Genomic DNA, 21446 nt, shown 5'->3' with positions numbered 1-21446 from the left:
CATCGATTTCAAGCTATCTGGCAAACACGTCCTTTTGTTAAAGATAGGGCGAGCCCAGCCACAGGATGCGATCGAACAGACGGATGACGAATGGCCGCGCCCGCAATGCTTCCAGCGTGACAGGGACGGCCGTCTCGATCGCCGCCGCGATCCGCTTTTCGACCTCGCTGGCGAAGCCGGCGTCGAGTACCTCCAGGTCGATCTCGAAATTGAGCCGTAGCGACCTGGCGTCAAGGTTGGAAGACCCGATATAGGCCCATGCGCCATCGATCGAAAGCAGCTTCGAATGGTCGAAAGGTCCTTCCGTGCGCCAGACGCGGCAATAGTGCTTCAGAACCTGGTCGAATTGCGCCGTCATCGCACGGTCGACAAGGAAAAGATTGTTCACCGCCGGCACCACGATATCGATTTCGACACCGCGTCTTGCCGCGGTCGTCAGGGCGCTGATCAGTTCGCGGTCCGGCAGGAAATAGGGCGACATGAGGCGGATCGATTTGCGCGCGACGGAGAAGGCGCCGATCAGCAGCTTGTGATTGGTCTCGACGCTGGCGTCCGGGCCGGACGCGACCGCCCGCACCAGCATGGGCGTGGCGGGCGCCGGCGACAGCGGGGCAATTCGCCAGGCATCGCCCGTCAGCGCCTCGTTGCTGGCGAAACGCCAATCTTCGGCGGCAACCGAAAAGAGGTCGGCTACCACTGGACCGGTCACGCGAAAATGCGTGTCCCTGGAACTGTTGGAGCCGGCAAACTCGGCGGAAAAGCCCTTGCGAATGTTCATGCCGCCGGTAAAGACAACCGTGCCGTCGACCACCAGGATCTTCCGGTGGGTCCTCAGATTGGCATAGGGCAGGTGCAGGCCCATGACGATGTTGCCGTTGAAGAGCCCGGCGGTGATGTCGGCGCCGCGCAGGTGGCCCAATATGCTGGGCACGGAATAGCGGGCGCCTACGGCGTCGATCAACACGCGCACGCTGACGCCGCGGCGGACCGCCCGGGCAAGGGATTCCACGAAGAGCAGGCCGACGGGGTCATTGTCGAAAATATAGGTTTCGAGCAGGACGCTGCGTTCGGCGCCGTCGATGGCCGCACACATCGCGGTATAGGCTTCGTCGCCTGTTTCCAGGACCGTGATGGCATTTCCCGGATGAAGCGCGCGCCGCGCCACCCTGTCGCCCAGCGTCCTGAGGCCGATGAAGCGCGGCCCGTATCGTTCGACGATCAGGGCCTCCTCGGCGGCAATGTCGCGGTCGTGCCTGGCGGACGCCAGATCGCCGGCAAGCGAGCGCTGTGCGCTGATCGAGGCGCGCCGGATGCGGTTGATGCCGGCCACGGCATAGATCAGCACGCCCAGGATCGGCGACAGCACCATCACGCCGACCCAGCCGGTGGCGGCCCGGACGTCCTCCTTGGTCATGACGGCATGGGCAATGCCAACGCTGGCGATCATCACCGAGATGATCGCCAGGATTTGAGGCCAGTGAGTCGTCAGGCTCTGCAGCATGGCCGGAACTATCCAGCGAGCGGGTACAGAAGGCAATGCGGCGGGTCATTCGCCCGTTCTCATGCTTCCGCGGGTTATCGCGTCCGCACGCCGGCTACGCGCTGGCCATTCCTGATCGCGTCAGACCGCGCGGCCCTCGCCGTCGAAGAAGTGCAGGTTCGTCGGGGCTGCGTCCAGGCCGATCTCGGCGCCGATCTCGGGCGCCGTTCCTTGATTGTGGATGACAAGACAAGTCTGGCCCGCGTCCAATTCAACGTGGATGAGCGTGACGGCGCCAGTGTATTCGGCAAGCTTTACCTTGCCGCGCAGCGTGGCGGACGAAGGCTGGGCCAGCGACAGGTGCTCGGGCCGAACGCCGATCGAGACGGCCGCCGCAGGCACGGACGCCCCGTGGGTGATTGGCCGTCCATCGGCGAGCGGCAGGATGTTCATCTTCGGGCTGCCGATGAACTGGGCGACGAAAATGGTTCGGGGGCTGTCGTAGAGCTCGCGCGGTGAGCCGACCTGTTCGATCTTTCCGTCGCGCAACACCACGATCTTGTCGGCAAGCGTCATGGCCTCGATCTGATCGTGGGTCACGTAGATCATCGTCGTCGACAGGCGCTGGTGGAGCGCGGCGATCTCGGAGCGCATGTGCACACGCAGTTCGGCGTCGAGGTTCGAAAGCGGTTCGTCGAAAAGGAAGACGTCGGGATTGGCGACGATGGCGCGGCCGATGGCCACGCGCTGGCGCTGCCCGCCCGACAGCTGACGCGGGAAACGGTCGAGCAACGGCTCGAGCTTCAGCGTCGCGGCGGCCTCCGAGACGCGCCGGGCGCGCTCGCCGGCCGGCACTTTGCGGACCTTGAGGCCGAAGCCCATATTGTCGCGGACGGTCAGGTGAGGGTAGAGCGCGTAGGACTGGAACACCATGGCCACGCCGCGCCTGGCCGCCGGAACCTCATTGACCAGACGGCCGCCAATGTGGAGTTCGCCCTCGCTGAGATGCTCGAGGCCGGAGATCAGCCGCAACAGCGTCGACTTCCCGCATCCCGACGGGCCGACGAAGACCACGAACTCGCCATCCTCGATCTCGAGATCGACGCCACGGATCACCTCGACCGTTCCGAACCGCTTGCGGATGTCCTTGAGCAGAAGCTTTGTCATGACTCCCCTTATCCCTTGACGCCGGAGAGGGCGAAGCTCTCGATGATCTGGCGCTGGGCGATCAGATAGATGATGAGGATGGGAACCACGGCCAGGCTCGTCGCCGCCAATTGCAGGTTCCACAAGGGCAGGCCGTAACTGTCGTTGAAGTTGGACAGCGCCAGCGGCAGCGTGAATTTTTCAAGCGAACTGAGGAAGATCAGCGGTTCGAGGAACAGGTTCCACGAATGCAGGAAGGTGATGATCGCAACCGCCGCAAGCGCCGGCCGCGCCATGGGCAGGGCGATCTTCAACCAGACGCCGAAGCGCGAGAGGCCGTCCATCTTGCCGGCCTCTTCGAGTTCCCTGGGCAGCGCCAGGAAGAACTGACGCATCAGGAAGGTCGCCACCACGCCCTGCGGGCCGAAGACCGGCAGAAGGATGAGCGGCCAGTGCGTGTCGATCAGGCCCATGGCGCGGATCAGGAAGAAATTAGGGATGATGGTGACCTCTTCCGGCACCATCAGTGCCATCATCAGGAACAGCATCAACAGCCCGGCGCCGGCAAAGCGGATGCGCGCCAGCGCGTAGCCCGCGAGCGAGGCGATGAACAAGGTCAGCACCGTCACCGTCGCGGCGATGTAGAGCGAGTTGAAATACTGCCGCGCGAAGGGCTGATAGGTGAACACTTCCGCGAAGTTCTCGAAGCGCCAGACGCGGGGAATCAAGGTCGGCGCGCCGAAGATTTCGGTGGTGCTCTTGAAGCCGCCGGAAATCATCCACAGGAACGGGAACACGAAGGGCACGGCCAAAAGCAGCAGCGCCATGGTCCAGCAGATACGATAGAGAATCTCGGTCCGGCGCTGGGTCACTCCATCTCCTTCCGCCGCAACATCACCTGCACGAGGGTGAGCGCCATCACGATGACGAACATGATCAGGGCCAGCGCGGCCGCGTAGCCGACGTTGAAGAATTTGAAGCCTTGCTGATAGATGTAGAAGGCCAGCACCAGGGTGCCGTTTTCCGGGCCGCCGCCGGTCATCTGGTAGATGTGGTCGAACACCTTGAACGAGCCGATCGTCGTCAGAACCATGATGACCAGCGTCGTCGGCGCGAGCAGCGGCCAGGTGATCATGCGAAAGACCTGCCAGCGCGAGGCGCCTTCCAGCGCCGCTGCCTCCTCGTAGTCGCGCGGTATCGATTGGAGCGCGGCGATGTAGAGGATCATGTTGAGGCCGACCATCTTGATGACTCGGGTGACGATGACGGCCGCCATCGCCCAGTTGGGCTCGCGCAACCAATTCGGGCCATCGATGCCGATCCAGGCGAGCATCTGGTTCACGGCGCCGCCTTCGCCCTGCAGCATGAATTTCCAGACGATGGCCCAGGCGATTGCCGATGTGACCACCGGCGCGAAGAAGACCGTGCGAAAGAAGACGACACCGAAGAACGGCCGCGAAAGCGCCAGCGCGAGGGAGAGCGCCAGCGCCATGTTCAGGGGAACGAGCCCCAGCGCGAAGATCACGGAATTGCGCACGACATGCCAGAAGTCGGGGTTCTCCAGCAGCGCATTCTGGAAATTGCGAAGCCCGACGAAGGTCGCCTGCTGGCTGAGCAGGTTCCACTCGGTCGTCGAATAATAGAAGATGGCGACCAGCGGCCCAAGGAAGAAGACCAGGAAGCCGATCAAGGTCGGGCTGACGAACAGCCATGCCTCCAGCATCTCCCTGGCCTTCAAGCTCAGCCACGGCGCGCTGGCAGGGCGCGCCGCATTGTCCCGGGATGCCATGCCGGCCATGAACCGAAATCCTGTCAGAGCAATGGCTGAATGGCGGCGCAGACGCCCTTCAGCGCCTCTTCGACATTGGCGTCGGCCCGCCACAGCGCGTCGACGCGCGGCGCCATCGCGGCGAATATCTGCGGCACATGCTCATGCGAAGGGTGAACGCGGCCGTTGACGATCGCTGCGGCGACGCTTTTCATCTGCTCGGGCGGGATCAGCTTGTTGGAGTTGACGAAGGCGTCGCTCTCCAGGACGCTCTTGCGGGCCGGCGGAAAGAACTGGGCCATGGCAGCCACATTGTCCTTGCTGGTCATGTCGGCCACCAGTTGCGCGGCAAGCTCCTTGTTCTTGCCGGACGCAAAGACTGTCAGCGCGGCCTGGCCGATGACCGGAGCTTCGCCGGCGGGTCCCGAAGGCAAGGGGGCGATGCCCCATTTGAAGCCTGCCTCGGGCATCTTCGAGGCTCGCGAGATCTGGTTCACGGTCATCGCCGAATTGCCGGAGAAGTAGTCGCCCTGCTCTCCCGGCGGCACGATCGACCTGTCCTTGAACACCATATCATGGAGCTGCTTGATGGCAGCCACCGCTTCAGGCTTGTCGAGGCCGCACTGGCCGTCGGCCCACAGATCACCGCCGTAAGCGCGCACGGGCGGCAGCAAGGCGTGCGTCATACGCGATGCGTAACCTTCGCCATCCTTGAATTCGAAGCCCCATTTGCCGGGATTGGCCTCGGTGATCTTCTTGGCGACCTCCTGGAATTTCTGCATGTTCCACTCGCCCTTCGCGGCGAGCTGGTTGGGATCTTCGACACCTGCTTTGTCGAACATGTCCTTGTTGTAGTAGATCAGGAAAGGCGAGGTGGAGAAGGGCACGCCGTAGACCTTGCCGTCCTTCTGCCAGAGCGCCATGGCGGGCTGGGAGAAATCGTCGAAATTGTATCCCTCGGTCGCCTTGAGCGTCGGGCCGATGTCCATCAGCAGCCCGGCGTTCTCGAAGGCGGGTGCGGCATCCTCCATCATCCAGGCGATGTCGGGGGCGTTGCCCCCGGCGACCTGGAAAGTGAGCTTCTGCGTGTAGTCGGCGACCGGAACGGTCTCGAATTTCACCGTGACGCCCGGATGCTTGGCGATGAAGCTCTGGGCGATGCCGTTCAGCATCTTGAGGTGGGCCTCGCTGCCCGTCCACACGGTCACTCGGAGTTCCTGGGCCAGCGAGTGCGCCGACAGGGCGCACAGCGCCAAGGTCGATAGTGCAAGTTTGATTGCGGTCTTCATGGTTTCCTCCCGAAACGCCGATGGTCCAATCAACAACTGCGGGCGCGCAACGAACGGGCCGGCAGGCGGCGGCGACTTGTCATGCTGTTGTCCCCGGCAGCGCGCTGGGCGCGTCGCCGATCGTCCAGCCGCCGTCGACGGGCAGGTCAGCCCCGGTGACGTAGCGGGCGGCGTCGCTGCACAGAAAAACGAAGGCGCCGACGAGGTCGTCGGCCTGGCCGTGGCGGCCGGCGGGAATCTTCGCCGCGACCGCTTGGCGGAAGGCTGCGTCCCGGTAGCGCTCGGCGGTTGCCTCCGTCTCGATCGCGCCGGGCGATACCACATTCATGGTGACGCCATGCGGCGCAACCTCGCGTGCCATGGCGCGCACCGCCGTAAGTTGCGCCGCCTTCAGCGAAGCATAGACGATTGTTTCCGCGCGCGGACGCCTCGCCATCACGCTGCCGGTCGCGACCACGCGTCCCCACCCGCGCTTGGCCATGGCGGGAACGAGCCGCGTGGCCAGGGTAAGCAGGGCCGTGAAGTTTGCCGCCACATGGGCCTGGATATGCGCTTCGTCGATCTCGCTCCATGCACGGCGCCGCTCGATCGCGCCGTTCGAGACGAGGATGTCGATGGGCCCGGCGCCGGCGGCTTCATCGGTAAAGGCCGACATTGACTTGCTATCGGTGAAATCGGCCTCGAGAACCGCGGTGCCCGGGCCGATAGCGGCAGCCGTTTCGCGCGCGCCGGCGGCGTCACCGAAGTGATGCAGCGCGACGCTGGCGCCATGCTGCGCCAGGGCGATCGCAACCGCGCGCCCGATGCCGGAGCTGGCGCCGGTCACCAGCGCCCGCCGTCCGGCAAGGGAAAAACGGTCCTTGCTCACGGCGACGGCTCCCCGAGCTTGCCGGCCACCTCGAACGAGGCGATGTCGGCCGCGTCGAAATGCTCGTGAATGCGCCGGTCCGCGAGATCGGTGTCGCCCGCCATGATCGCGTCGTAGATCGCCTGGTGCCGTTCGACGGTGGCCCGCCAATCCGTTTCCGTGCGGTTGGAGCGCTGGGAGAACAGTTCCGAAACCTCGCGTTGGACAGACCGCATCCCTTCCATCTGAATACGGATCATGGAGTTGCCCGTGGCCGTCGCGAGGCCGAGGTGGAACAGAATGTCGGCTTGCGTGAAATCGCCAGGCCTCCCGATGCCGGCGTGCATGTCGAGCACGGCCTGGCGCATCATTTCCAGGCCGCGCGGATCGCGGCGCTCGGCGGCCAGCCTGGCTATGCCAACCTCGATGACGCGGCGCATCTCGTTGGCTTCCTGAAGCCGCGTCAGGCTCGAACGGACCGCATAGGCGTAGATGCGCTCCATCGGCTCGCCGCTAAGTGCCTTGGCGCGGGCAACTTTTCCTTGCTGGGTCGAAACGAGGCCGGCGCTGGTCAACTGGCGCAGCGCCTCGCGTGCGATGGGCTTGGAGACGCCGAATTCCCGGGCGATCTCGCCTTCCGGCGGCAGCGCTTCGCCAGGCGCGATGCGTCCGTCGAACAACGCCGCGGCGATCGCATCCGAGACGCCGTCCGCGAGGCGGGAAGGGCTCGCGAGTTTCGCGGAGAAAATCGGCTTGCGTGCTTCGTCCAGGGGCATTCGGAATCCTTTCCGAGCTCACTAGCACGGTTTTCCCAAACATAGCAACTAAGTTTTTTGGTTGCTAAGTTTACAAGTGAAAGCTATGAAGGCGGTGCGAGAGGACCAAGGGAGAAATCTGGAGCCGATGCACGTGAGCGATCCAATCGCGGCGGGGCCGCTGAAGATTGCCGAGGTGATTGCCCATCCCCTCAGCCAGACATTGCCCCGGCCCACGGTCACGTCCTGGGGCGTCTATGAAAAGGTCTCGCTGGTCCTGGTCGAAGTGCGCACGAGCGAGGGCATTGTCGGCGTAGGCGAAACCCTGGCGCGGTTCTCGCCCAAGGCTTATGTCGAGCTGATCGAAAGCTCGCTCAAGCCGCGCCTGCTCGGCCAGGACGCGCGCAACATCGACGCCCTATGGCAGTCCATGCGCCGCGCGCTTTCGGGCAGGGCGGGCGGCGTGCTGATCGAGGCCATCGCCGGCGTGGACATCGCGCTATGGGATATATTGGGCAAGGCGACCGGACAGCCGATCGCGAAGCTTCTCGGCGGTGTCGGACGCGACCGCATCGACGTCTATGCCGCCGCGGTCAACTGGGTCGACGACGATGCCGCCGACGCTGAACTCGATCGTTATCTCGGCGAGGGCTTTACGCGCATCAAGGTTAAGATGGCGCGGCCAGTGCGCGAAGCCTGCAAACGGATCGAGCGCATCCGCAAGCGCGCCGGCGATGCGATCGGGCTCTGCGTCGATGCGAACTGGGCCTACAATCTGGACGAGGCGGTCGAGGTAGGTCGTGCGCTTTCGGCAAACGGCTATTTCTGGTTCGAGGAGCCGCTGCAACCGGAAAACGAGCAGGGCTACGAGGAACTGCGCCGGCGCTGCGACGTGCCGCTGGCCGCGGGCGAGAGCAATTTCACGTTGGACCAGGCGCAGCGCCTGATCGCCAACCGGACGCTGTCCGTGCTGCAGCCCGACGTGGCGCGCGCGGGCGGCATCTCCGAGACGCGTCGCATGGCCGACTACGCCGCGGCGCATGATGTCCGCTACGCGCCGCATATCGGCATGTCGGGCATCGTCTGCGAGACCGCAAGCGTCCATCTGTCAGCCGCGATGCCGAACTTTGGCGTCATGGAGTGCGAGTGCGACGCCAGCCCGTTCAAGGCCAGCCTGGCCGATCTCGCGCCCGGTTGCGTCAGGCAGAAGAACGGCACGCTCGACGTCCCGCAGAAACCCGGGCTCGGCATCGAGATCGACTGGGACGCCGTCAAGAAACTGAAAGCCGGATGAGGCCGAGATGAAGAACCAGGTTCCAAACCAGGGCGCTGACCTCGCCGAGGCGATGCGGCTGGCGTTGTTGCGCGCGGACCCCGCGCTCAGCCGCTTCGACCCGCTGCCGCGGATATTGTCGTTCGACGATTTCGCGCGCGGCCATTGCGGCTGGTCGCAGCTTGTCGGCAACTATGAGGACGATCTGGACACCATGCTGCCGGGCTACGCGCAGCATACCAGCGCCATGCTGTCGACGCTCGCGCACTGGGACGCCGGCTCACACGGGGGGATGGATTCATCCTATGCGTTGAAGGTTGCGACACGTCCCCTGCCGGGAGCCCGCAACGTCGCCATCAAACGCCACACATTCAGGAAGCGCGGACCGATCCGCTTCGAAATGTATTTCACCTTCAAGCCCGAAGCCAATGCGCTGAAGCTTTCCGAAACCGATGTGCGCTCCGTCGGCTTCCTGTTCGACCTGCAGGGCGGAGATCAGGATGGCAACAGCGATCGGGTCATGCCGCATCTGCGCTTTTTGAACGCGCTCGACGGCCAGCACTTGCAAAAATGGCAATACAAGCGCGAGACCGAGAAGATCATCCCGATCGGCAGCGACGACAAGACGATCAGCCACTATCACCTGTCGCCGGAGGGATGGCTCGACCTTCCCGGCGGATCGCAGCGCCTGTGCTACAACGAGATCCCCACCAAGGTGAACTGGACTTATCTGTGCTTCGATTTCGATCTGGAATCGATGACGGCGCTCGGGCTGCGCTGCAACGATCGCAGCTTCGATCTCTCGGGATTCGATTCGATCCGCATTCCGGCGATGAAGAACCTGTGGTGCATGCTCAATTTCGGCCTCTTCGCTGAAACCGACGTTGCCAAACGGGCCTTCCTCTATGTCGATTCCATCTGCATTTCCGGAGACTTCTGATGCTGCCCGAGAACATCACCGCGGTCGTCTCGCGCAACGAGCGCTGGCGCGGCGAGGCCGCCAGCGAGCCTTACGAGGCAGGATGGGCGCGCGAGGCGATCTTCTTCGTGCGCGCGTTGAAGCAACCTGTCGGCCCTGCGGCAACGGCGTGGATCGAGATCTCGCCGGATGGAATGCACTGGCTGCGCGAAGGCACCGAGTTTGTCATGCCGGCCGAGCGCGACGGCATGGCAATGGCGCGGCTTAGCCATTTTGGCAACTGGCTGCGCGTCGCGGCGCGTTTCGACAGCGGCGCGGAGTGCAGCGTGCTCGTGACGCTGCACCTGAAGGCCTGAACACGCCGTGCCAAACCTTGCCGTCGGCCAACCCTTACTGTTCACGGAGACATCATGATCGATCCCTATCCGACGTTTGCCCAGGACAGTTTTGCCGGCAAGACCGTGCTGGTGACCGGTGCCGCGAGCGGCATGGGTTTCGAGACCGCCCGTGCCTTTCTCTCCAAGGGCGCCGAGGTCGTGATGTGCGACCGCGATACCGAGGGGTTGGCGAAGCGCCATGACGAATTGAGCGGAACGGCCGGGACACCACCGCACAAGGTGGTGGCCGACATGGGCGACCCCGACAGCATCGCGCGCATGTTCGACTATTGCGACGCCAAGCTGGCGCGGCTCGACAACGTCGTGACCTGCGCGGCGATCATCACTGCCAAGAGAATCGCGGAGCAGGATTGGGCGCACTGGCGGCGCGTCCTCGGCGTCAATCTGCTGGGCACCTTCTTCACCGTCCAGGGGGCGGTGCAGCGCATGCAAGGCAATGCCGGCGGGGGGAATATCGTGTGCGTGGCCTCCGACGCCGGTGTGCATGGCGGCGGCGGGCTCATCGCCGACACCGCCTATGCGGCGTCCAAGGCCGGCACGCTGTCGCTGGTGAAGTCGGTTGCGCGCGAATTGGCGGGAAAGAAGGTGCGCATCAACGCCCTCAATCCGGGGCCGACCGATTCGCCGATGCATTCCCATATCGACCAGGCTCTCAAGGACCGCATCGCGGCCAATTTGCCGATGCGCCGCATGGGCCGGCCCGACGACATGGCCGCCGCGATCCTATTCCTTTGCTCGGACGCCGCGAGCTTCGTCTATGGCGCGGCGCTCGACGTTGATGGCGGCTCGATGTTCCGCTGACCGGCACCGCCAAGCATGGTGACCGGCGTTAGCACCGGTCACCGCGCCCTGCCGGCGGCACGACCTACGGAATTAGGCGCTCTCCATGACTTTGCTCGGAACCTGACATACTTGAAACCGAAGGTTCGGCGAACGTTCTCCTCAGGCGGAAATGCCGCCTCTGCCCGTCTTGATCCCCGCCATCCAGGGTATGGAGGTCGAGACGTCTTCAAGGATCCTGGCCGAGCGCGCAAAGCCGGCAAAAGCATCGCGTGCCAGCGAGGCTGGGACATGGCCGTCATAGGCGCGTTGACACGCGCGCAGGGCGGTTTCGAAAATCGGGCCTCTGCGGTTCCGGGGCCAATTCTGCAGAAACTCGAATGCATCTTCGAGGCACGCTACTTCCTCGATGATGAAATCCCCGTTCTTCACCAGAACAGGCTGCTCGAACATTTTGTCATTCATGAACTTCCTCCATTGGCTGGATGCTTTTGAGGGGTTGGACCCAACCCCTTCATTGGGGCAGTTCATCGTTTCACGAGACGCCGAACTGCTCTAACCGTCTGTTTCCACGTAATTTCCAGGGAAAAAGCGGTATGCGCTTTTCTCGGGATTGCTCTAGGCTGCTTCAGGTTCCGGCAGGGAAAATGCCCCGCCACCACCTGCCCTCGGCGGGATCGCCGCGCAGACCGGGCTCGGAGGTGGATCGTCATCATCGTCTTCACCTCGGATGCCCGCGATCCAGCGGAACCAACTCCCTCGACGGAAGCGGCCGAAAGAACGCCGCTGGGACCGAGACGCCGCCCTGTGCGGCGGATGCCCTTGCTCGCGCTCATCCAGTGCCTTCAGCGCGCGAAGGATCTCATCCACATTCATGACCGAGCCGTCATCCAGCCTGCGCAGCGACGGAGCGTCGTCAACCGCATGCGCGTCCGAGGCCCATGAGGCAAGCAAGGCACGCTTCGCCTCAAGGCTCATGGTTGAGCAGTTGAGAACGTCGCCGGGGTTTTTCGGCACCGGCGAGACGTCGATGCGGGTCGGTTTTCTTGTGCCGGCTTGAAGAAAGATATCAGCTTCGCTTCTCATCTCCGTTCTCCGCAATCTTGGCTTCCCGGCGTTGCCGGGAGGCGGACCGCAGGTTGTTGCGACATTCTAGGCCGCCTTGCGCGACACATCCTGGCTTATCGACTTCGTTGTATTTTCAGGGTCGCGGACGCCAATCTCGATGCGACGCGGCTTGAGTTCCTCGGGCACCTCACGCACGAGCTCGATGGCGAGCAAACCGCAGTTCAGCGTCGCAGCCTTCACCCTTACGTGGTCGGCCAGCCTGAAGGCCTGTCTGAAATTACCTATCGCAAGGCCTTGGTGGAGAACTTGCCGCTGCTCTGGATCGGGCTTCTTGCGTCCGGTAACGCACAGTTCGGCGCCGTTCTGCACGAGTTCGAGCTCGTCCAGGTCGTAGCCTGCTACCGCCATGGTGATGCGGTAATTGTTCTCATTCTTCTTTTCAATGTTGTAGGGAGGCCAGTCCGAGCGAATGCTGCTGTCGAGCATGTCGAAAAGACGGTCGAAGCCGACCGTCGTGCGGTAAAGGGGTGCAAAATCCACGCTTCTCATATCCATATCCTCCGAAAAGCAACATGGGACGCCGCAGGTGTCGCGACGCCTTTTTCATCGAGCCGAAGCCTCGACGCGAAACGATCTGGGAACGGCCAGAAATCTCTTCAAGAGGGGTCCCAAAAATTTTTTGATGCTAAGTTGCCATGCAAGAACAGTGGCTTGCGGTAGTTCTGCCGCACGACCCTTTCACTCTTGCAACAGCAGGATCTGCCCCGAAGCGGTACATGGCCCGAGACTTCCGCGATGGTCGGGGCGCCGATACCGATCCCACGGACTCGGCAGAAGTATCCCTATGCAGTGTCGCCGCGCACGTCGCCATCCGTCGCGGACGTGGGGCGAGATCGGCTGTGCCTACGCTTCCTCGGAAACTTCGTTCATCATGGACTTCAGCGGCTCCTCGCCGACATTGTCCTCGATCTGGTCGTGTCCAGGCGTGTCCGGCAGCGCCTTGCGGAAATTCCTCGCATAATCCGGCGGCATCCTGGGCGGCATCATTGGCTCATAGGCGTCCACGACGGCCTCGATGATCACCGGTCCCTGCGTGGCGAAGGCCGCCTCAAGCACGCCCTCGACCTCTTCCGGCCGCGAGACGCTGTAGCCGATGCCGCCCATGGCCTCGGCGGCCATGGCGAAATCGATGGGCTGCAGCTCGCAGCCGAATTGCGGATTGCCAAGGAACATCATCTGCTCCCAGGCGATCTGGTTCAGCATGCCGTTCTTGAGCACGAGGACCTTGAGGGGAATGCCGTGCCGTACCGCAGTCGAGAATTCGCCGAGTTGCATGGCAAGCCCACCATCCCCAACCACTGCGAAGATAGGGCGCCCCGGAAAGGCAATGCCGGCGGCAATCGCATAGGGAAGGCCGCAGGCCATAGAGGCGAGCGCTCCAGAAACCCCGAATGCCTGTCCGGCCTTCATGTCGATGTGCCTGGCAGCCATCTCGGTATTCTGTCCTGAATCGGCTGCCAGGATCGCGTTCTCAGGCATACGCCTGCCGAATGCCTTGACCACGAGTTGCGGCTTCAGCGGCACATCCGGCTTGGCTTCGGATAATGCCATTGCATCGCGCCAGCGGGTCATTTCCTGCCGCGCCTTTCCCAGGAAGGAGCGGTCGCTCTTGCGCTCGAGGCGTTCGTTGAGAAGACGCAAGGTTTCGGCGGCATCGCCTACGAGCCCTGCCTCGACGGGATACCGCAGGCCGATCCTCTGCGCGTCACGGTCGATCTGGACGCCGCGCGCCTTGCCAGGTTCGGGATAGTATTCGATGTAGGGGAACGTCGATCCGACAATCAGCAGGGCGTCGCATTCGCTCAGCGCATCCTGCGAGGCGCGGGTGCCGAGAATGCCGATGCCGCCGGTCGTATTCGGATGGTCGTCGGGCAGCACGGCTTTGCCGAGCAGCGCCTTGGCGACGGGCGCCGCCAGCAGGTCCGACGCGCGCTCAAGTTCTTCGCGCGCGCCGAGTGCGCCGCGTCCGGCCAGGATAGCGACTTTTTTCGCCGCATTGAGAATCTTAACCGCCTGGTCGAGCTGGTCGGCAGCCGGAAGCCGGCTGCCTTCGAACCATCGATCGGGGGTGTGCGAGGGCCGGTTTCGCTTCGAGCGGTCTGCCTCGGGCAACTCGTTTTCCTGTACATCGCTGGCAATCGACAGATGGGCGACGCCGCGCCGGGCAAGAGCCGAGCGGCAGGCGAGACTGGCCAGGTTTTCCATATGGGCGGCATCGGAGACCTGCGCGTTGAAGATCGCGACGTCGTTGAAGGCGCGGGTCAGGTCGACGTCCTGCTGCGTAAAAGTCTCGATAAGGTCGTGGAACTGCATGCCGGTGATGGCAAGCACGGGAGCCTGGTCGAGCTTGGCGTCATAGAGGCCGGTAAGGAGGTGTGTGCCCCCCGGTCCCGAGGTGGCCAGGCAGACGCCCAACCTGCCGGTCCATTTGGCATAGGCGCACGCCATGAAGGCGGCAGATTCTTCGTGCCTGACCTGGACGAACCGGATGCGGTCCTGACGGGTGCGCAACGCCTCCATGATGCCGTTTATGCCGTCGCCCGGCAGGCCGAAGACGACCTCCACTTTCCAGTTGATCAGCGTGTCGACGAGGATTTCGGCGGCATTGGGCATGGCGGATTTCCTTTATTGAGCACGCCGCCCTCTCGAACCGAGAGGAGGTTCAGTGTTTCGTATCGGGATCGGGACAGAGCTGCCGTACGTCCTCAGGCAGCGAGGCGCGGACCTTTCTGATCTGACCAGGGTCGATATGATGAAAGAGGACCTTGAAGACCGATTGAACCGCGGCTTTCGGGTCGACGGGACGCGTATCGTTCATGCCCTGCTCAACGGGGCCGAGAAACTCTTCAAGAGAACGGCTCTTTTGCGGCAGGCGTGACGGCTCGAACTGCTCATAGTAGGTGCCGCGCACGAGCAGCGGCAACTGCGCTCCAAGATGCGAAGCCATGTCGACCGGCAGCCGGTCCCTGACGGTGCGCAGGACGACGCCGAGCAGGTGCCAAGCGAACTGGCGATCCTGTCCGTGGTCGGCCATGATCTCGTCCAGCCAGACGTTGGTGGTGTGGGTGGTCTTGTCGAAAATCTCGAGTCCGGTAGCGCTCATCGCCGCCTCCTCAATCGAATCGCTCACCCGCAAAACCCGTCGGCAAAACCATCGGTGGCAGGGAAAGTTTCATGCCGGGCCGAAATTTCTTCGCTTCGGCAGTTCACGCGAGATGCTGCACCGGCTGTCGCAGTCGCTGTCCGACGATCACAACGGCCGGAGCGTCCGCAACGTGATCGAATAGCGATGCTCTTTCACCGGCGGTATGCTGTGCTCCCACTCGGTCCGGGCGGCCCCAGCCATCAGATATGCGGACCTCGGCTCGACCGTGACGGTTTCGCGGTCCCATTTCGCACCGTTCCTGCGGCGCAGGCGGAAACTGCAAGCAGCCAACAGCGACACTCCGGCGACAATGCCGAAGTGCGGCTTGTCGCTATGCCATCCGATGCCGGCGCCCGGTCGATATTCGTTGATCAGGACCTGCACGAAATCGGTGGCAGGCAGGCCGGCAAAGCCGGCTACCTTGTCCCTCAAGGGCAGCAAGAAACCTGGTATGGGCGGCGCCTCCATCACCTGGCGCCGCTCATAGTCGTAGCGCAGGCCGAAGCCTGCCACGCGCCTGTTCGCGAGATAGCCGTGGAAATCGAATGGCTGGAAGGACAGGCTCTCGAGCTCCCGCACCAGTTCAGCTTCCTGCGCCGGCGTGATCAGTTCGGGCAGGTAACGAAATCCTTCCGGCAAGCTGTCGGGCGCACCAAAGAGGTCGTCCTGGCGAGGGTCCGTGGGATTGCTGGATCGGGGCGATGGCATCGCCTTTAGATGGTGAAATCCGCGGCTGAGGCAAGATTTCCCCGGCCGGCTGTGTGGGGCGGCTCGCATTTGATGGGAACCTCGACTTCGCTGTCGGATTATTCAATGCGGGCGGCACGCATCGTATTTCAACCAGCTTTGCCAAGGAGAAACTCGTGCGGGCAATGCGTAGCCGGCCTGAACAAGGAGAGCTCGATCTCATCGACCGTTATTGGCGGGCGGCGAATTTTCTGTCGGTCGGACAGATCTATCTGATCGACAATCCGCTGCTGAAGGAGCCGTTGCGGCCGGAGCACATCAAACCTCGCCTGCTTGGCCACTGGGGGACCACGCCCGGGCTGAATTTCATCTACGTCCATCTCAATCGCATCATCAGGCAGCGTGATGCCGACGTGATCTACATTTGCGGCCCAGGCCATGGTGGACCGGGGATGGTCGCCAATACCTATCTCGAAGGGACCTACAGCGAAATCTATCCCGAGGTCAGTCGCGACGAGGATGGGCTGCGCAAGCTCTTTCGCCAATTCTCCTTTCCGGGCGGCATCCCGAGCCATGCCGCCGCGGAAACGCCGGGGTCGATCCATGAGGGCGGCGAACTCGGCTATGCGATGGCTCACGCCTATGGCGCCGCGTTTGACAACCCGGACCTCGTCGTGGCCTGCGTGATCGGCGACGGCGAGGCGGAAACGGGGGCGCTGGCAGCCTCCTGGCATTCGAACAAATTCCTCAATCCGGTCCATGACGGCGCTGTCCTGCCGATCCTTCATCTCAACGGCTACAAGATCGCGAATCCGACGGTGCTCGCCCGGATCGACGCGCAGGAGTTGCGAAGCTTGCTGGCTGGATATGGCTATGAACCTTTTTTCGTCGAAGGCGACGAACCGCGGGCGATGCACCGGCTGATGGCCGAAACGCTCGATACTGTCTTCGATCGGATCGATGAAATCCAGAAGGAAGCGCGCGAGACCGGCAGAGTGGATCATCGGCCCCGCTGGCCGATGATCGTGCTGAGAAGCCCGAAGGGCTGGACCGGCCCGAAGGAGCTGGATGGCAAGAAGGTCGAGGGTTTCTGGCGCGCGCACCAGGTGCCGATCACCGACCCGCGAAACGATGCAGGCCATCTCGCAGCTCTGGAAAATTGGATGCGCGGCTATCGGCCCGAGACGCTTTTCGATGAAGCGGGCAGGTTTCGAAACGAGCTACAGGCCCTGGCGCCGGACGGCGAGCGGCGCATGGGCAGCAATCCACATGCCAATGGAGGGATGCTCAAGCAGGAGTTGCGATTGCCGGATTTCCGCCACTTCCGGGTCGCGGTCCCGAAACCCGGCGGCGCAAGGGCCGAGGCGACGAAGCTCATGGGAGCGTTCATCGAGGAGGTCATACGGCTGAATGCCGATGCCCGCAATTTCAGGCTCATGGGACCGGACGAGACATCGTCAAACAGGCTGGATGCGGTCTTCGACGCGACCGAGCGCGTCTGGATGGAAAAGATCGAGCCTTATGACGAGCATCTGGGGCGCGACGGCCGCGTCATGGAGGTGCTGAGCGAACATCTTTGCCAAGGCTGGCTGGAAGGATACCTGCTGACCGGCCGGCACGGCCTCTTCTCATGCTACGAGGCGTTCATCCACATAGTCGATTCCATGTTCAACCAGCACGCCAAATGGCTGAAGGTCTCGCGTGAACTTGTCTGGCGGCGGCCGATCGCGTCGCTCAACTATCTGTTGACCTCCCATGTGTGGAGGCAGGACCACAATGGTTTCAGCCACCAGGATCCCGGCTTCGTCGATCTCGTCGCCAACAAGAAGGCGGACATCGTGCGCATCTACTTCCCGCCGGATGCCAATACGCTGCTCTGGGTCACGGATCACTGCCTGCGAACCTACAATCGGGTCAACGTGATCGTTGCCGGCAAGCAGCCGGCTTCCCAGTGGCTGCCGATGGACGACGCCATACGTCATTGCGAGGCCGGCATCGGGATCTGGGATTGGGCGGGAACCGAGCGTGGAGGGGAGGATCCCGACGTGGTGATGGCCTGCGCGGGAGACGTGCCGACGCTGGAGACGCTCGCGGCTGTCGACCTTCTTCGCCAGGCGATACCGGATCTCGCCATACGCGTCGTCAACGTAATGGACCTGATGGCGCTGCAACCCAAGGAGCAGCACCCCCACGGCCTGGCGGACGCGGAATTCGACAGGCTGTTCACGACCGGCAGACCGGTGGTCTTCGCCTACCACGGCTATCCCTATCTCATTCACCGGCTGACCTACAAACGGGCCAATCACGACAACTTCCACGTTCGCGGCTACAAAGAAGAGGGCACGACGACCACGCCCTTCGACATGGCGGTGCTCAACGAACTGGACCGTTTTCACCTAGCCATCGAGGCGATCGACCGGGTGCCGGGGCTGAGCGCCAGGGCAGCCGATGCGAGGGCCCGATTTGCCGACGGCCTGAACGAGCACACGCGCTATGTTCGCGAACATGGCGAGGACATGCCCGAGATCCGGAACTGGGCCTGGCGCGACAAAGCGGGCGCGGCGGATGGTTAAGGCTGTGCCCGCCGGGGAGTGCCGCTCGTGACCAGCGCAATACTCGCCCTCAATGCAGGCTCGTCCAGCCTGAAGTTCGGCCTGTTCGAAGCCGGATCACAGGAGGGGCCGGTGCTCACGGTGAGCGGTGCGTGCGAAGACTTGGATGACGAGCCAAGCCTCGTCGCCAAGGACGCGTCGGGCAAATCCATCTTCAAACGCGCCGTCAAGCCCGCAAGCCCGCCCGTAGAGGTTCTCCTGCGGGACTTGTTCGATGTCCTCGATCCGTATCTTGCGCAGGCTCCGCTGAGCGCGGTCGGCCATCGCATCGTCCATGGTGGCAAGCGGTTTTCGACTCCGGTCCTGCTGACCGGCGAGATCGTCGAGGCGCTCGACGCGCTGACGCCGATGGCACCGCTCCACCAGCCGGCCGGCCTGGCGCCGGTTCGTGCGATCTCCAAACTGCTGCCCGGCCTACCCCAGATCGGTTGCTTCGACACCGCCTTTCACCGCACGCTGGAGCCGCCCGTCAACCGCTATGCGCTGCCGCGCGAGTTCGAGGAAAGCGGGATCCGCCGTTACGGCTTCCACGGCCTTTCCTACGAATTCGTCGCAGGCCAGCTGCAGGCGCTTTCGCCCGGACTCCGGGGCAAGCGTTGCGTGGTCGCGCATCTCGGCAGCGGATGCAGCCTGTGCGCCATGCGCGAAGGCAGAAGTCTCGACACCACCATGGGGTTCACCGCGCTTGACGGGTTGATGATGGCCACGCGGCCGGGCGCCATCGACCCCGGCGTGCTTCTCTACCTTCAGCAGGCGCGCGGCATGTCCGTGAAAGAGTTGGAGACCTTGCTCTATCACAAGTCCGGCCTGCTCGGCGTTTCGGGAGTGTCGGCAGATGTGCGGACATTGCTTGGCAGCAAGGATCCTCGTGCGGCGGAGGCGATCGATCTCTTCACGTTTCGGATCGCCCGCGAGATCGCGGCGATGGGAGCCACGCTCCAGGGTATCGAGGCGCTGGTGTTCACGGGAGGGATCGGAGAGCATTCCTGGCAGATCCGTGACGCGGTTTGCGAGCGCCTGCGATGGCTGGACGTGTTGCTCGACGCGAATGCAAACCGGTCGGGAAAAGGGCGGATCACCGGCGAGGGCAGCGCAGTCGATGTTTACGCAATCGCCACTAACGAAGAATTGATCATCGCCCGCCAGGTGCTGGCGACCGTGCCGATCTGACCGCTGAACTCGGTCCGCGGCGACCCGCCGGGACCATCAGGCAGGAACCTCCGGCCTTGGGGATTGTTTATGGGCCAACCGAGAGTTGATATGGAAGGACTTCCTCATGGCAAGGGAGAATCCCGCTTCCACGGCCAGCATCGCCGGCCATCCCATCCATCCGATGCTCGTGCCCATTCCCATCGCCTGCTTCGTCGGCGCATTGCTGACGGACCTGAACTACTGGCGGACGGCGGAGATGATGTGGGCGAATTTCTCCGCCTGGCTGCTGACGGTCGGGGTGATCGTCGGCGTCCTAGCCGCCATTGCCGGCTTCACCGACTTCCTGGGCGATCGCCGGGTGCGCGCACATAAAACCGCGTGGCTGCACATGCTGGGCAATGCGCTGGCGGTCATACTCTCCTTCTTCAACATGCTCATACATACCCGTGATGCCTGGACCTCGGTCCTGCCCACAGGCCTGATCCTGTCGGCGCTGGTGGTACTCATCCTGATATTTACCGGCTGGCTGGGCTGGGCCCTTGTCTACCGCCACCACGTGGGAGTGGCCGATGAAACCGTTTGATCGATCCGGCAAGCGACGCGCTTATGGTACAGGGCTTGCGTTCCTTTGCTTTGCCACGCTCGGCGCCGCGGGCTGCAGCGACGACGCCGCCGACCCAAGCACTCAGATCGGCCCCAACCCGAATTTGCCGGAGATAAAGCAATATCTGTTCCCGCCGATGCATCTTGCATCCGTCGTCGGTTGGAAGAAGGACGAAACGCCGACGGTAGCGCAGGGCCTGCAGATCCATGCGCTGGCGACCGGGCTTCAGCATCCGCGCTCGCTCTACATCCTGCCGAACGGCGATGTGCTGGTCGTCGAATCGAAGGCCCCGCCGGAACCGCCAGCCAAACGGCCGAAGGATATCGTGATGGGCCTGATCGAATCGCTCGTCACCTCGGGCGGCGATACGGGACCGAGCAACCGCATCACCTTGCTGCGTGACAGCAATGGCGACGGCGTGCCTGACGTCCGGGATGTGTTCCTCGATCACCTGAATTCGCCCTTCGGCGTCGCCCTGGTGGGAAACGACCTCTATGTTGCCAACACCGACGCGATCATGCGCTACCCCTACAAACCAGGCGACACCAAGATCACCGCGCCGGGTGTCAGGTTGACGGAATTGCCGGGCGGTCCGATCGATCATCATTGGACCAAAAGCCTCGTCGCCAGCCCGGACGGTTCGTTGCTCTATGTCGGCGTCGGTTCGAACAGCAACATCACCGAAAACGGCATCGGCGCGGAAAAGGATCGTGCCGCGATCTGGCAGGTGGACAGGGCCACCGGACGATCGCGCATTTTTGCCAGCGGATTGCGCAATCCGAACGGCTTGAGCTTCGAGCCGCAGACCGGAGCACTCTGGACTGTCGTCAACGAGCGCGATGAACTTGGGCCAAATCTGGTTCCAGACTATATGACTTCGGTGAAGGATGGCGGCTTCTACGGCTGGCCGTACAGCTATTACGGCCAGCATGTCGATCCCCGGGTAATGCCGCAGCGCCCCGATCTGGTCGCCAAGGCGATCGTTCCCGACTATGCGCTGAGCTCGCATGTGGCACCGTTGGGCATGGCCTTCTACACCGGAACCAGCCTGCCGCAGACATATCGAGGCGGCGCCTTTGTCGGCGAGCACGGCAGCTGGGACCGTCCCGGGCTGAATGGCTACAAAGTCGTCTTCGTGCCATTCAGCGGTGGCCGTCCGAGTGGCATGGCTCAAGACGTCGTCACAGGTTTCCTCAACGACCAGGAGGAGGCGCGTGGTCGGCCGGTCGGCGTTGCCATCGACAAAACCGGAGCGCTGCTGATCGCGGACGATGTCGGAAACACAGTGTGGCGCGTCACACCCTCGGGGTGATGATCGCTGCTTCAGGCATGTCGCTCTCCCGCGGGTCGGCATCAAGCTCGGTCCGCCTTTGTCCCTTTGGCAGGATGTCACGAAATATTACGTGAGGGAACGTCGGCGCCGAAATCTGCATTCTCCGGGGGAGACGACCGTCGTCTCGAAG

General features: G+C 63.2%; 21 protein-coding genes. 8 read left to right on the top strand and 13 right to left on the bottom strand.

The window, feature by feature from the left end; translation table 11 throughout:
- Positions 1-37: 37 nt before the first annotated feature.
- The 7 genes from FJ940_RS27770 to FJ940_RS27740 form a co-directional block, all read right to left on the bottom strand.
- Entirely contained in the window at positions 38-1501 is a 1464-nt protein-coding gene (locus tag FJ940_RS27770; RefSeq protein WP_140560354.1) for a phosphatidylserine/phosphatidylglycerophosphate/cardiolipin synthase family protein, read from the bottom strand.
- A 120-nt stretch (positions 1502-1621) separates the two neighbouring features.
- The gene (locus tag FJ940_RS27765) at positions 1622-2647 is read right to left on the bottom strand and encodes an ABC transporter ATP-binding protein (RefSeq protein ID WP_140496170.1); all 1026 of its coding nucleotides are present in this window, start codon (positions 2645-2647) and stop codon (positions 1622-1624) included.
- A gap of 8 nt (positions 2648-2655) precedes the next feature.
- Positions 2656-3498, bottom strand: a complete 843-nt coding sequence (locus tag FJ940_RS27760; RefSeq protein WP_140496169.1) for a carbohydrate ABC transporter permease — start codon at positions 3496-3498, stop codon at positions 2656-2658.
- Positions 3495-4415, bottom strand: a complete 921-nt coding sequence (locus tag FJ940_RS27755; RefSeq protein ID WP_140496454.1) for a sugar ABC transporter permease — start codon at positions 4413-4415, stop codon at positions 3495-3497. Before FJ940_RS27755 ends, FJ940_RS27760 begins: the two co-directional genes overlap by 4 nt.
- Before the next feature lie 23 nt (positions 4416-4438).
- A complete protein-coding gene (locus FJ940_RS27750) occupies positions 4439-5683 on the bottom strand; it encodes a sugar ABC transporter substrate-binding protein (protein ID WP_140658515.1) in 1245 nt (414 codons plus the stop codon).
- Between the two features lie 79 nt (positions 5684-5762).
- On the bottom strand, positions 5763-6551 hold the full coding sequence (locus FJ940_RS27745; RefSeq protein WP_140496167.1) for an SDR family oxidoreductase: 789 nt from the start codon (positions 6549-6551) through the stop codon (positions 5763-5765).
- On the bottom strand, positions 6548-7306 hold the full coding sequence (locus FJ940_RS27740) for a FadR/GntR family transcriptional regulator (RefSeq protein WP_140496166.1): 759 nt from the start codon (positions 7304-7306) through the stop codon (positions 6548-6550). Before FJ940_RS27740 ends, FJ940_RS27745 begins: the two co-directional genes overlap by 4 nt.
- A gap of 133 nt (positions 7307-7439) precedes the next feature.
- On the opposite strand from FJ940_RS27740, the gene FJ940_RS27735 reads away from it, so the two are divergent.
- Genes FJ940_RS27735 through FJ940_RS27720 form a run of 4 tightly spaced genes read left to right on the top strand, consistent with a single transcriptional unit; the run spans position 7440 to position 10676 of the window.
- Entirely contained in the window at positions 7440-8579 is a 1140-nt protein-coding gene (locus FJ940_RS27735) for a mandelate racemase/muconate lactonizing enzyme family protein (protein ID WP_246671097.1), read from the top strand.
- Between the two features lie 52 nt (positions 8580-8631).
- Positions 8632-9498 (top strand): DUF6772 family protein, encoded by an 867-nt coding sequence (locus tag FJ940_RS27730; protein WP_140632677.1) that lies wholly within the window; start codon positions 8632-8634, stop codon positions 9496-9498.
- The gene (locus tag FJ940_RS27725; RefSeq protein WP_140496164.1) at positions 9498-9833 is read left to right on the top strand and encodes a hypothetical protein; all 336 of its coding nucleotides are present in this window, start codon (positions 9498-9500) and stop codon (positions 9831-9833) included. The genes FJ940_RS27730 and FJ940_RS27725 overlap by 1 nt, the downstream gene beginning before the upstream one ends.
- A 54-nt stretch (positions 9834-9887) precedes the next feature.
- Entirely contained in the window at positions 9888-10676 is a 789-nt protein-coding gene (locus FJ940_RS27720) for an SDR family oxidoreductase (protein WP_140658511.1), read from the top strand.
- 141 nt (positions 10677-10817) lie between these two features.
- On the opposite strand, the gene FJ940_RS27715 is transcribed toward FJ940_RS27720, so the two are convergent.
- The 6 genes from FJ940_RS27715 to FJ940_RS27690 form a co-directional block, all read right to left on the bottom strand.
- Positions 10818-11120 (bottom strand): DUF982 domain-containing protein, encoded by a 303-nt coding sequence (locus tag FJ940_RS27715; RefSeq protein ID WP_140658509.1) that lies wholly within the window; start codon positions 11118-11120, stop codon positions 10818-10820.
- Between the two features lie 153 nt (positions 11121-11273).
- Positions 11274-11741, bottom strand: coding sequence for a hypothetical protein (locus FJ940_RS27710; protein ID WP_140658507.1), 468 nt, complete (start codon positions 11739-11741; stop codon positions 11274-11276).
- A gap of 66 nt (positions 11742-11807) precedes the next feature.
- On the bottom strand, positions 11808-12272 hold the full coding sequence (locus tag FJ940_RS27705) for an Hsp20 family protein (RefSeq protein ID WP_140496161.1): 465 nt from the start codon (positions 12270-12272) through the stop codon (positions 11808-11810).
- A gap of 354 nt (positions 12273-12626) precedes the next feature.
- Positions 12627-14396 carry a thiamine pyrophosphate-dependent enzyme gene (locus tag FJ940_RS27700; protein ID WP_140632638.1) on the bottom strand — a complete coding sequence of 590 codons (1770 nt, stop codon included), beginning with the start codon at positions 14394-14396 and terminating at the stop codon, positions 12627-12629.
- Positions 14397-14445: 49 nt separating this feature from the next.
- The gene (locus FJ940_RS27695) at positions 14446-14886 is read right to left on the bottom strand and encodes a DUF2267 domain-containing protein (RefSeq protein WP_140560359.1); all 441 of its coding nucleotides are present in this window, start codon (positions 14884-14886) and stop codon (positions 14446-14448) included.
- A 147-nt stretch (positions 14887-15033) separates the two neighbouring features.
- A complete protein-coding gene (locus tag FJ940_RS27690; protein ID WP_140560360.1) occupies positions 15034-15636 on the bottom strand; it encodes an alpha-ketoglutarate-dependent dioxygenase AlkB in 603 nt (200 codons plus the stop codon).
- Between the two features lie 164 nt (positions 15637-15800).
- On the opposite strand from FJ940_RS27690, the gene FJ940_RS27685 reads away from it, so the two are divergent.
- The 4 genes from FJ940_RS27685 (at position 15801) to FJ940_RS27670 (ending at position 21295) form a co-directional block, all read left to right on the top strand.
- Entirely contained in the window at positions 15801-18188 is a 2388-nt protein-coding gene (locus FJ940_RS27685; protein ID WP_140658538.1) for a phosphoketolase family protein, read from the top strand.
- 18 nt (positions 18189-18206) lie between these two features.
- Entirely contained in the window at positions 18207-19397 is a 1191-nt protein-coding gene (locus tag FJ940_RS27680) for an acetate/propionate family kinase (RefSeq protein ID WP_348641160.1), read from the top strand.
- Positions 19398-19503: 106 nt separating this feature from the next.
- Positions 19504-19962, top strand: a complete 459-nt coding sequence (locus tag FJ940_RS27675; protein WP_140496157.1) for a DUF2231 domain-containing protein — start codon at positions 19504-19506, stop codon at positions 19960-19962.
- The gene (locus FJ940_RS27670) at positions 19949-21295 is read left to right on the top strand and encodes a sorbosone dehydrogenase family protein (protein ID WP_140522266.1); all 1347 of its coding nucleotides are present in this window, start codon (positions 19949-19951) and stop codon (positions 21293-21295) included. Before FJ940_RS27675 ends, FJ940_RS27670 begins: the two co-directional genes overlap by 14 nt.
- Positions 21296-21446 lie beyond the last annotated feature (151 nt).

It is taken from the genome of Mesorhizobium sp. B2-3-7 (assembly GCF_006442695.1).
In the GTDB taxonomy this organism is placed as follows: Bacteria; Pseudomonadota; Alphaproteobacteria; order Rhizobiales; family Rhizobiaceae; genus Mesorhizobium.
Note: the sequence above shows the minus strand (reverse complement) of the source record. Positions and strands in the feature narration are given on the sequence as shown.